Source organism: Rheinheimera oceanensis (assembly GCF_018831085.1).
GTDB lineage: Bacteria > Pseudomonadota > Gammaproteobacteria > Enterobacterales > Alteromonadaceae > Alishewanella > Alishewanella oceanensis.
On the sequence record NZ_JAGPNM010000002.1, the window covers coordinates 741938 to 754444 of the forward strand.

Annotated in this window: 7 protein-coding genes and 1 pseudogene; 5 read left to right on the top strand and 3 right to left on the bottom strand. The window is 51.1% G+C overall.

The genetic code is table 11. The features are described 5' to 3' along the window. Nucleotides 1–30: 30 nt before the first annotated feature. Nucleotides 31–1196: pseudogene (locus tag J3B89_RS07975) on the bottom strand (MBL fold metallo-hydrolase). Between the two features lie 120 nt (nt 1197–1316). Here J3B89_RS07975 and J3B89_RS07980 point away from each other — a divergent pair. Next, nucleotides 1317–1919 carry a TetR/AcrR family transcriptional regulator gene (locus J3B89_RS07980; protein WP_215396995.1) on the top strand — a complete coding sequence of 201 codons (603 nt, stop codon included), beginning with the start codon at nt 1317–1319 and terminating at the stop codon, nt 1917–1919. Between the two features lie 28 nt (nt 1920–1947). Here J3B89_RS07980 and J3B89_RS21200 read toward each other — a convergent pair whose 3' ends face one another. Both J3B89_RS21200 and J3B89_RS08010 read right to left on the bottom strand, forming a co-directional pair. After that, nucleotides 1948–5883: a di-heme oxidoredictase family protein gene (locus J3B89_RS21200; RefSeq protein WP_251372275.1), complete on the bottom strand. Its 3936-nt coding sequence runs from the start codon at nt 5881–5883 to the stop codon at nt 1948–1950. Between the two features lie 103 nt (nt 5884–5986). Beyond that, nucleotides 5987–7585, bottom strand: a complete 1599-nt coding sequence (locus J3B89_RS08010) for a methyl-accepting chemotaxis protein (protein WP_215396996.1) — start codon at nt 7583–7585, stop codon at nt 5987–5989. 245 nt (nt 7586–7830) lie between these two features. Here J3B89_RS08010 and J3B89_RS08015 point away from each other — a divergent pair, with 245 nt between their 5' ends. The 4 genes from J3B89_RS08015 (at nt 7831) to J3B89_RS08030 (ending at nt 12234) form a co-directional block, all read left to right on the top strand. Next, nucleotides 7831–8694: a DUF4394 domain-containing protein gene (locus J3B89_RS08015; protein ID WP_215396997.1), complete on the top strand. Its 864-nt coding sequence runs from the start codon at nt 7831–7833 to the stop codon at nt 8692–8694. Continuing rightward, on the top strand, nt 8684–9283 hold the full coding sequence (locus J3B89_RS08020) for a methylamine utilization protein (RefSeq protein WP_215396998.1): 600 nt from the start codon (nt 8684–8686) through the stop codon (nt 9281–9283). Before J3B89_RS08015 ends, J3B89_RS08020 begins: the two co-directional genes overlap by 11 nt. An 81-nt stretch (nt 9284–9364) precedes the next feature. Beyond that, the gene (locus J3B89_RS08025) at nt 9365–10468 is read left to right on the top strand and encodes a DUF2891 domain-containing protein (protein ID WP_215396999.1); all 1104 of its coding nucleotides are present in this window, start codon (nt 9365–9367) and stop codon (nt 10466–10468) included. A gap of 221 nt (nt 10469–10689) precedes the next feature. Continuing rightward, on the top strand, nt 10690–12234 hold the full coding sequence (locus J3B89_RS08030; protein WP_215397000.1) for an ATP-binding cassette domain-containing protein: 1545 nt from the start codon (nt 10690–10692) through the stop codon (nt 12232–12234). The last annotated feature ends 273 nt before the right edge of the window (nt 12235–12507 follow it).

The following is a 12507-nucleotide window of genomic DNA, read 5'->3' on the forward strand; positions in this document are numbered from 1 at the left end:
TAAGTATAAACCTGGCGGCCGGGCAATTATTTATTGTGCCGCCGCTGCAGTAGCGCCGGTAGCGGCCAGTTCAGCCTGTGGCATCAGCGCCCGCCACCAAAAACTGTTTTGCGCCACAGTGTTATGCAGTTGTGATACAGACACCACCCGGCCAAATTCTGGCGTTAACAATGCCGTGTCTGTTTGTTCTGCGGCAGCACTCACCCGCTCCAGTGGTTCATACCAGGCATGAAAGGCTAAATCAAAAGTGCCGTTGTGTACCGGCACCATAACCTGGCCTTTTACATCCAGGTGCGCCTGTACGCTTTGCTCCGGCGTCATATGAATATGCGCCCAGTCGTTATCGTAAGCGCCGGTTTCAATAAAGCTGATATCAAAGGGGCCGTATTTATTGCCTATTTGCTCAAAACCATCAAAGTACCCGGAATCGCCGCTGAAATACACCGCACCGGCCAGGGTTTTAATGACCCAGGAACCCACAATGTATTATTGCCATCACCAATACCACGGCCGGAGAAATGCTGCGTTGGCGTAAAGGCAATCAGCGCATTGTCGCTGGCCTGTTCCTGCCACCAGTCAAAACGCTGAATTTTTTCCGCCGCCACGCCCCATTTCTGTAAATCTGTTTCTACCCCCAGCGGCACCAGAAACTGCGCAGTCTTCGCCGCCAGTTGCTTAATACTGGCTTTATCTAAATGATCATAATGGTTATGCGAGATCAGCACCTTAGCGATGGGGGGCAACTCAGCAATACTGATGGGCGCCTGATGAAAGCGCTTTGGCCCCAGAAAGGAAAACGGCGAAGCACGCTGCGAAAATACCGGGTCCAGCAGCCAGTATTCGCCATATATTTTCAGCAGTACCGATGAATGTCCCAGCTTAACAAAGTGCAGGTCATTGTCCGGCAAGGCATCAAGTTGCTGCCGGCTCAGTGGCAACAGCGGTATGGCTTTCGCCGGCACTTTGTCTACTGCCGGCTCAGTGAAATAACGTTTGGTAATTTCCAGCGTTTTCAGTAAGCCCGGTTGTTCAAAGGCATGCACATTATGAAACTTACCATGCTGATACCGGCTGGCATCAGTTAGAGTTGTTGCATCTACGTTTGCTACGATCTTGGTATTTAGCATTACTATTCCTGCCCCTGTCAGCGCCAGACTGCCCAGCAGCCAGCTTAGTGGTTTAATTAATTTGCGCATAAGCTCACCATATATAAACTACACCGTGCAGTTTACATATAAAAACACATAAGTAAACTGCTTAGTGCAGTTTTTTCTATGCTGCGCTACAATGGCTGTATTAATGCAAGGCTGAAAACGATGAAACTAACCGACAAAAAACGCATGCAAATACTTGATGCGGCAGAAGAACTATTCCACAGCAGCGGTGTGGAGCATACCAGCATGGACCAACTGGCCCTGCAGGCTAAAGTATCAAAACGCACGGTATACAACCATTTCGCCACTAAGGATGCGCTGTTTCAGGCGATATTGCAGCGCATGTTCGACAAACTGGCACAGGGCGGCGAAGTGCGTTTTAACGTGGCAGAACCTATTGATCAGCAACTGCGCCGTATAGCGCAGGATGAAGTTGCCCTGCTTAGCTCTGCCGCTTTTTTACGGGTAGCCAAAATTGCTATTATGCAGGTTATGCAGCGCCCGGAACTGGCGCAGCTGATGAGCGACAGCAGCCTGGGCTGCAAGCGCTATATAGACAACTTTTTAACCGACGCCTGCACAGCCGGCGTGCTGAAAATTGCCGATATCCCCTTTGCCGGCAAGCAGTTTATTTATCAGCTAAAGTCTTTTGTGTTTTATCCCAGCCTGTTTGGCCTGGAGCAACAAACCCCGGCGCAACAGGCGCATATTATTGATGAGGCCATCGCCTTGTTTCTGGCAAGGTATCAGATCAAACCCGGCTGACAGCCGTTAAGCTGTAGCCGGCTGTTACTTATAAACTGTTTAAAAATGCCAGCAATGCTTCTCTGTCTGCCGATGACAGGTTCTCATAGTTGATCCTGCTAAGCTCTGCCTCACCACCGTGCCAGCGGATTGCTTCATCAATAGTGCGGGCGCGGCCATCGTGTAAATAGTTAGCATCCGGCGTGCAATACTCATGGCCATCCAGGCCAAAAGCGTCCCAACCTATATTGCCTGCTACCCCACCGGTAACACAGGCGGATAACCCCAGGCCCCACAGCGGTGCAGTACGCCACTCCGAACCGCCGGCCTCACCTTCGGCTAAGTTATCGGCCAGGCCAGGCCCCATATCATGCAGCAATAAGTCAGTGTACGGGTAGATAGTCTGGTTACGCAGCTCTGCCAGCGGGTGATATTCACTGGTTTGAAAGCTCTCAATATGGCAACCGTTGCAGCCGGTAGCATTGAAAACGGCTTTACCCTGCAACACCTGCGGATCGTTATAGTCACGCTGTGCCCGCACGCCCAGCAACGAGATGTACTTTATCAGGTTATCCAGATGCTGATCGGCCAGCGGTGTACCACCACCACAGTTACTCTGGCTGGCACCGCAGTCTGGCGTTGGCAAAACGGTGGTCATTACGCCCATATCAGTATTAAGTGCGGCAGCCACCTGATGCTTTACACTGGCAGTTGCCGCTTTATAGCCAAAGCGGCCCAAACGGGTTTCACCGGTAACAGGGTCAGTCACACGATGGGCACGGCCGGAAATGCCATCGCCATTGGCATCGTCAATATCTTCCAGCGCCAGTATCGCCGCTTCAGGTATGGCCTCCAGCAAGCCAATACCGTTTAACTGTGGCGCAATACGGGCCGAGAAAGTATCAGGCACAGTACCACTGAACTGGTAGTTGGCTGTGCGCAGGCCGTTATTCTCGGTAAACGAAGCAATAGATGGCATGCTTTCATTGCTGGCACCGCCGTTTCGTCTCGGTTGTAATACCCGGCCTAATTCAGCATGTGATAAGCCATCGGCATTACCCACCCGAAACACCCACTTATCCAGCGGCGAGCCAACAGCGCCAACCGGCGCCCGGCCATTACGCACATGGCAACCGGAGCAGCGCTGGTTAATATAATTCGCACCCGCTAACCCTGCCATGCCGGCAAAAATACCGTTTTCGGCGTTTTCGTCATGGCTGCCGTCAACAAAAGAGGTATGGTGTAAACGCCGCCCCAGTACAAATGGCTGGCCGTTGTCATAGCCTAAATTAGTGGCCATTTGCTGAAAATGGCCGTCCGGCTCGGCGGTCATTTGCACATGCAGGGTGGTGTCACCACCTAAACGCGCGCTGGCAGGCAGCGGTATAGAGTCACGCTGTAAGTAACGGCCCGGCTGAAAAATTTCTTTGTCGGTAACATCCCACGGCACTATGCCCTGGCCAACAATATATAAAAAGGTGGTGCCGTAATAGTTAGCCCGGCCACGCGGCAGGGTGGAGCCATCTAAAAACTGGCTGACTTCAAACTCCAGTTTATCGCCTACCTGAATCGGCCGGCCTTCGCGGCAGTTATAGCTTTCTTCTTTCCAGTAATGGGTGTTATCTACCATATTCATTACACCATTACCGCAAAACTCGGCCAGCGTATTCATGCCGATATACCACCAGCGGTTTTCTGCTTCGGTATCGTGCAGTTTATTTTGTGTCACCACATTCATACGAATACTGCTACCGCCTTTGGCAACATAATCGACAATTTCAATGGCTGCGGTTCTGTCTTCCCAGTAAAACGTCAGGTAGTGATCATAGGCCTGAAAATGGTTTTCTTTGGCATGCCGGTCGCGGGCGCGATCAGAAAAGCGGGTAACCAGTGCATCGCCGCGATCATACTGAATAGCACTCTCCAGCGGAGTTGTAACGTTATACAACGGTACTACATTTAGTGCTGTCAGCGGGCAACCATTAGCATTTACCGGCGTACCGGCCGGTGTACTGGGGCAATTGTCCAGCGCATCAGGCACACCATCGCCGTCACTATCCAGGCCCGGATCAGGGTTTGGCCCGCCAGGGTCCGGGTTAGTACCACCGCCTGTCGTACTCAGGGTAAAGCTTTGCTGTGCCGTATCAATGGCGTAACCATTTGCAGTATCCCAATAGGTAAAAAAGTAGGTCAGCACACTACCCGGTGCCAAGCCCGATACCAGATAGCTGTTTACCCCGCCAGCCTGTTGCATAGCGACATTAATCTGGCCGCCGTTGTTGACACGGTAATGCACATCAGCCCAGCCGTTACTGTTAACAAAAAACCGCACGCTGTCGGCGCCGGTTTGCGCCACACCAAAAGCCCCGGCGGCAGTTGGGCAACCGTTGCTATCCACCGCGCTGCCGGGCGCAGTGTTGGCACATTGGTCCAGGTGATCAGGCACGCCATCACCATCGCTGTCAGCCTGCGTAGTGCCACCGCCACCTTCCCAGACAATATCATCAATGGCAAATTCAAAGCTGCTACCGGGTATCTGGCCATCAAGGCTGGCAATATAAAACATACCGGTTAATGCCTGCAGCGCTATTAACTCGCCACGTAAATCGGCTACCGGAATAGTGACTTCGCTCCAGTCACCGTTACGAACCAACCCATAGCGGCTTTCATTAGCCGGGAAATTCAGCCAGTTTTCATTGGTGTAGGAATCGGCAATGCCAATTTTAAAGCCAACGTTGGCCGGAATTTTGATACTGAACTTCATACTGCCGTTGGCAAAGTTGCTCATATCGCGCACCTGCCGGGTTTGAATACCACCACCAAACCATTGCCCGGGGCTGGTGTAACGCCAGGCAATAACATTATTCCCCTCCAGCGGTGCAGTGTTGCCTGCCACTACAGACGCCTGGTTCCAGATATAAATATCTGAACTGACACCGGCCTGCAGCTGGTTGGTTGTCGGCGTGGTATCGGTAAAGACACCAAAGCTGCCACTTTCCGGTGGGTTAACATTGCCATGAAATACCTGCCCCATACCGTTTAGCTGGTACACCCGTACATAATCAATATACATCTTTGCCGGTAAGGGTGCGCTAACCTGGGCATTTGTTGCAGCGTCGGTAAAATTGCCGCCTACCGCCATATTAAACAGCAGGTAGAACGGCTGCTGCAGCTCGCTGGATTCTTCAGTAATGCTGATTGGCGCATCGTACATATCATACTCAACACCATTGTCTATTACCGTAAAACGCAGCTGGCTGTCTGTCCAATAGGTACGGTAGGTTACAAAGCGGTTACTCAACGGCTGGGCAGCAACATAAGCGTTGTCGGTTTGCCAGGCCGTCATGGCGGCACAGGTTGGGTTTTGTGGCCCACAGGCCGCATCAGCGTAAAAAATCGCATTAGCGCCGACATAACTGTTGATATCGGCCCCGGCGTGGCCAGCGTCGCTCCTGCCCTGAGCACTGTGGCCCATTTCCATCATGTCAATTTCGCCCTTGGCAGGCCAGGTGGCGGTACTGGTACCCAGCATCCAGGCAGCAGGCCATAAACCAATACCCAGCTGCGGCACCCGCAAACGCACCTCAATCATGCCGTACTGCACGGCCAGTTTTTGCTCGCTGTCAATTTTACCCGAGCTAAAAGCGCGGCCGCCTATAGCGTCGTTGCGCGCCTGCAACACCAGGGCTTTATTACCCGGCTCACCGGGTACATCTTCAATACTCAGATTATTTGCGCTGTACCACTGCAGTTCCTGATTGCCCCAGCCGCATAAGCCAATAGCGCAGCCGTCGCCTTCTATTTCATTCCATGTGGCTGTATTAAAGGTGTTGAAGTTGTCCTCAAACAGCAGGTTACCAATAACAGGGTTAGTAACATCTGCCAGTGCCGCGTGCGGTGCACCAAGACAACAAAGTGTCAGTAAAGCGGAAAATGACGGCCATAGCGTGGAGCGCTGTGCCGGGGTGTTTTTACTATTTTTCATGTGCAATAACCCACAGTTTATCTGCAATTAAACGGGTCACGCCGCTAGCTTTACTGCATGCTTTAGCGCGCCGTACAAGGCATGCTGAGTTTGAAAAACGGTTTTAGCTGCCATAGCAACAGCGGCAAAAACACATTTTGCTTTTGGGGGCTAACAATATAGTTTGGCAACCCGGAGTTTTAGCGGGCTGCATGTTAACAACAGATATTGCCACCTGTTGTTGCACGTTATTTTTATCCTGTCCTGCCGCGCTGGCAATGGTCAGATTTTGATCACTAATCTGGCCAATAGCTTCAGCAATCAGTTGCAAGGCTTCACCTGCCTGCTGGGCAATCTGCAGTGTTTCGGTTGCTTTACCACTGCAGCTGTTCATGCTTTCTACCGTGTTATGGGTTTCTGTCTGCACTGCGTGCATCATGCGCTCAATTTCTTTGGTCGACTCCTGTGTACGATGCGCCAGAGCGCGCACTTCATCTGCCACTACAGCAAAACCACGGCCGCTATCGCCAGCCCGGGCGGCCTCTATCGCGGCATTTAATGCCAGCAAATTGGTTTGCTCAGCAATGGCGCGAATAACGCCCAGTACCGAGCCAATATCTTTAACTCTGTCTGCCAGTTTTTCAATGCCGTGGCGCGACGATTGCAGCTCACCGTCAAGCGCCTGTATGGTATTAATAGTATGGTTTACCCGCTCTTGCCCCTGGCGTGCTTTATCATTGGCTATTTCAGAATCACGCGATGTAGAAGCCGCACTGCGGGCAACCTCTTCAATTGCAGTAGTAAGTTCGGTTACTGCCGTTGCGCCTTGCTCCAGCTCTTCACTTTGCTGATGTAAAGTACGGCTGGATTGCTCGGTTACCACGCTTAGTTCTTCAGACGTAGCAGCCAGCTGCGATGAAGACTGGTTAATTTCATGTACTGTGGTTTTTAATTGTTGCTGCATTTGTGCCATAGCGCGGATCATTTCGCCGGCTTCGTCCGGCTCGTCATCATGGAAAACCTGGTTAAGCTCGCCGGCGGCAATTTTCTGGCTAATTATTACCGCCGCCTGCATTGGCCTTACTAAACTGCGGCTTAGCATCAATCCAAGCACTACAGCTGCTATCACAGCAATAACAACAATGACAATCATATTCATAAAGGCAAGCCCAATACTGTGCTTGGCGCTTTCAGCTTGCTGATTGGCGGTGGTTTGCTGGTAGTGCGATATAGCCATCAGCGCATCAGTCACTTTACGCGCCGCATCGTTTAGGCCCTGATGACGAAACTGCTCGGCCTGCTCCAGTTGGCCCTGTTCAATCAGCGTCAGCAGTTGCTGGTGTAACTGATCGTATTGCTGTTTAGCCGTTACCACCTGGCTAAATACTGCATTTCCGGCTGCAGTTTGATGAAACGCCGCTGCACTATCTGAAGCCTGTTGATAGCTGCGCATAGCCTCTTGCAAGGTGCTGCGCCGCAGCTGACGGTCAGCATCAGAATGGGCATACAACACATTAAGGGTATACAAACGAATTAATAAAAACTCCCGGTTCATATCTCCTGCCAGTAATGAAGCGGGTAGGCGCCGGTCGGCAATATTATGGATATTTGCTTCTGTTTCAGCAAAACGATACTTTGCTACTGCACCAACAATAATGGTCAATAGCACCATTAATGTAAAAACAACGGCAAGCCTTTTACCAATTTTAATTTTTCTTAACATAAGTTCCTCATCCAACAGCATTTTTAGTATATGGCGCAGACTAAGCATAGGATGCTAATGGTAGGACGCAAGGTTCTAAGCCAGATACACACGGCAATACGAACTTATATACTGAACCAATAACACTGCTATACCGTAATACGTGATGGCTCTGACTAACAGATCACTTTGCCTGGCTATTGCTGTGTTTTACCATTATAACGGCCGGTATCTTGCAGGCCAGTTAAGCAAAAAGGACGTACAATATGAAAATGACCAAACAGGTTTTCGGTTCTACCCTACTGGCTGTTACTGGCTTGCTCTCCTCCGGCGTTAGCATAGCCGCTATGCCTGAGCTTAAAGGCAACGAAGTATTATGGTTACTTAATCAGGCCAATCAGCTGATTAAAGTGAACCCTTCAGCACCGGATAAAGTACTTGAGCAAAAAGCCCTTACCGGCCTGGCTGCAGGCGAAACATTGCTGGGTATAGATTATCGCGTAGCATATGGTGTGTTGTTTGCGCTGTCAGACAAAGGCCAGCTTTATACCATTAACACCGGCTCCGGTGCCTTAACTGCGGTAGGCGCGCCTTTACCTGCAGGCACTTTGCAACAAGGCCAGTTTGGCTTTGATTTTAACCCGGCGGCCGACCGCATTCGTGTTGTAAATGACAAAGGCCAAAACTTGCGTTTGCACCCGGAAACAGCTGAGCTGGCGTCAACCGACCCAACATTACAATATGCACAGGGCGATTCGCACTATGGTAAAACCCCGGCAGTTGTTGCTGCTGCTTACACTTACAACCAGCAAGACAGTAAAATAACCACCAACTACGCTATAGACATAACAGCAGGTAATTTACTGACCCAGGGTACCAAAGAGGGCACCACCCCGGCGGTATCGCCCAATACCGGGCAGCTGTTTACTGTTGGCAGCCTGGGGCTGGCAGCACTGCAGCAAGTCTCTTTTGATATTTCCGACCTGAGTAATATTGGCCTCGTTGCTGCCAGCACAGCGGCAGAACCGGCCAGCACGCTGTACCAGATAGATTTAGCCAGCGGTAAAACCAAAAAGCTTGGCACACTGGCCGATGGCAGTGCACTGGCAGGTATCGCCATTGAACCTTAAGTTGCCCCACAGCCTATTACTGGCGGCAGTATTTTTGCTGCCGCCGGTAGCTTTAGCAACGCAGTTGCAAGTGCAGGTGCAAAACAGCAACGGCCAGCCAGTGGCCGGCGCTGTGGTGTTTCTGCAATCCGCTGCGGCCTCAGCGGCGGTTAAAGCTGCAGCAACGGCCAGCATTATTCAGCGTAATACTACCTTTATACCCGAAGTGCTGGTTATTCCGCGCGGTACGGCGGTAACCTTCCCGAATGAAGACACCGTGCGCCATCATGTCTATTCGTTTTCGCCCATCAAGCAGTTTGAAATTAAGCTGTATGTCGGCACGCCAACAGAGCCGGTTGTATTTGAGCAAAGCGGTGTAGCCGCGCTGGGCTGTAATATTCATGATCAGATGATTGCCTGGGTGGTAGTGCTGGACACGCCATACTATAGCCACAGTAACAACGACGGCCTGGCCGTGTTAAACAGTGTTCCACCAGGCGATTACACTTTGCGTGTATGGCATAAAACGCTGTTATCAGAAGCAGATGTACCAAAACAGCCGCTTAAACATACTGCTGAAACACCTTTACAGCAGGTAATGCTGAAATAGTTTAACCAAGACAGCAGCGCAAAATTGTTTTAATCTCTGAGCCTTAAGCCCAAAATTACTCTAAGCATACAAGGCCATATTATGACGATCCGCGCTCTGACCATAAGTGCAAAATTAATGTGTATCAGCCTGTTTTGTGTCAGCCTGTTTAGCCAGGCACAAAGCCCCGCCAACGCCGCACCAAATAACCTGACACTGGCCGAAGCAAATAAACTGGTAACCCTGCCGCTGCACTGTGTTGAAACACCGTACCCATACAAAACCGGCATAGTGTTGGGCAGTGCCGCCGACTTACAAGAACCCTCAGTGCTGCACCCGGTATTTTACGGTTGCTTTGACTGGCACAGCGCAGTGCACGGTTACTGGTCGCTGGTAACCTTGCTGCGCCAGTTCCCCGATTTAGCCCAGGCAAACGACGTTAAAGCGGTGCTGCAGCGCAACTTAACTGCCGAAAAAGTAGCACGTGAAGTCGCCTTTTTCAGCAAAGACATTAATGCTTCATTCGAGCGTACCTACGGCTGGGCCTGGTTGCTGAAACTGTCTGACGAACTGCACCTGTGGCAAGACCCGATGGCCAGGCAACTGGCAGCAAATTTACAGCCGCTGGCCGACCTGATTGCTGAACGCTATATCAGCTTTTTACCCCGGCTGTTGTACCCTGTTCGTGTTGGCGAACATACCAACACTACTTTTGGTTTAAGCTTCGCTTACGACTATGCCGTTAACCAGCAGAACACTGCGTTGCAGCAACTTATTACCCAGCGCGCCAAAGATTACTTTTTGCAGGATAAAAACTGCCCGATAAGCTGGGAACCCAGCGGTTACGACTTTATCTCACCTTGTCTGGAGCAAATTGGCCTGATGCAGCGTATTTTACCGGCAGAGCAGTTTCTGCCCTGGTTAAATCATTTTATGCCGCAACTGGCCAACCCGGCTTACACCCTGGCTGTAGGCAAAGTAAGCGACAGAACCGATGGCAAGCTGGTGCATTTAGATGGTTTAAACTTCAGCCGGGCCTGGAACCTGTATGCGCTGGCAAAGCAGTACCCACAGTATGCGCACCTGCGCAAAGTAGCCGACCAGCATATGGCGCATTCATACCCCAATCTGATAGGCGACAGCTACGAAGGCGGCCACTGGCTGGGTAGTTTTGCTATTCATGCGCTAAACAGCGCTAAGCAGTAACATCATTTAGCACCGGTATTGCGATCACGGCGGAGCAGGTTATAATTCCGCCGTCCCCCCAGCTTTGGAGCACATGACTGAAATGAACAACTAAATCCTGATTAGCCGTCAATGTTATTTTTTGGGACTTATCAGGGTTAGCGGGTTTGTTTCGGTTGGGCTATCAACAGCACGGCCTTATCTGTCTTTATTACCCGCCCCCTGAATTATCGGGAGGCAATATGACCTTATTCAACTTTTCCCCTTGCAGCTTTAGTTTAGCTAATGGCGACGTACTGTATCGTGACATCCGCTTGTCGCTGGATAGTGGCCTTAGCGCCCTGATCGGTCGCAACGGTAGCGGTAAATCGGTGTTGGCAGCGCAACTGGCACAACAACAGCCTGCTGATTGCTATTTGCTGCCACAGCTACCACCAACGCACTGGCAGCAACTGAGCCTTGCCAATCTGCTTGGTATTACAGATAAACTTAACGCGCTGCAACAACTTGCTGATGGCCGGTGTGAGACTGAAACCCTGAGCGTTATTGACGGGCACTGGCAACTGGCAGATGACCTGCACAGCGAACTAAAACAGATAGGCGCTGCGCCGGATATCTGGCAATGCTGCAACAGCTTAAGCGGCGGTCAGCTTAATCACCTGCGGCTGTGGTGGGCCTTTTATCAGCAGCGGCCACTGCTGATCCTGGATGAACCGTCCAACCATCTTGATGCGCAGGCACGCAACTGGTTAAGCCTGCGCATTAGCCGCTTTTTGGCCCGGCCCAAAACCGCCATTTTGCTGATCAGCCACGACCGGGAATTACTGCAACAAGTCAGCGTAATACACGAGTTAAACAGTTCCGGTTTAAGCCGTTACGGCGGCAACTATGAATTTTATCAGCAGCAACGTCAGTTGCAGCAAACAGCACTGCAACAACAGCGCCAACAGGCCGAACGAAATCTGGCGCAACAGCAACGCCAGGCACAAGCCGCCGCAGAGCGTGCCGCCAAACGGCAGCAACAGGGCGAAAAACAACGCGGCAGTCAGGCAACCATATTGCTGGACTACCAGAAAAACCGCGCCCAAAGTGCAGTATCGGCAAGGCGCACACAAGAGCAACACCAGCTAAAGCAGGCACAGCAACAGTTGCAACAGGTAAAAGCGCAGCAGGAAGTCATTAAACCGCAACAGTTCTACCTGCAGGCACCTGCAGTAACCGGCAGCAAGCAGTTGGTAAATGCCATTGCACTGCAATTGGTGCACGGCAATAACCAGCCATTAAGCTTTAACTGGCGCAGTAAGCAACGTGTGCATTTACAAGGCTGTAATGGCAGTGGCAAATCTACCTTGCTGCAAACGTTGGCAGGCTTAATAGCGCCTGCTGCCGGTCAGTTGCAATTGAATTGCACCATACAATATCTGGATCAGCACTTCAGCTTGCTCAATAGCAGCCAAAGCGCATTGGCTAACCTGCGCCAATATTGCCCGCTACTTAGCGAAACCGCAGCCCGCACTTTATTAGCCAGCGCTGGCTTGCGTGCTGATAAAGCATTGCAGCCCGCAGGCGTATTAAGTGGCGGCGAACGGATGAAACTGGCGATGCTAATGGTAAGCCAACACAGCGACAGTCTGCTGTTACTGGACGAACCGGATAATCATCTGGATTTAGAGACCAAAACCTTGCTGGCACAAACACTGTACCAATATCCGGCTGGCTTTGTCGTGGTAAGCCATGATGCGCACTTTATTGCACAGTTGGGTATCGACACTGTATTGCAAATTTAAATGGTTAAGCCATAACGCAGTAAAGTCCACGCCACCGTAGCTTTCCCCCTCAGGTGCCTCAGACGATATTAATACTTACCGCAGAATGGCTATGGAAGTATCTCCGCCGTAGTGCTATCTGCCGCGTAAATAAGAAAAGCCGGACAAATCCGGCTTTTCATCAAACAAACAACCCTAAATCAGCTGTATCCCGCCACCAAAACTGCGGTAAATGCCGACTAAGCGGATAAAGCTTTGCTGTTGCACTTGTGCCAGTTGGTCGCGGGCGCGTAG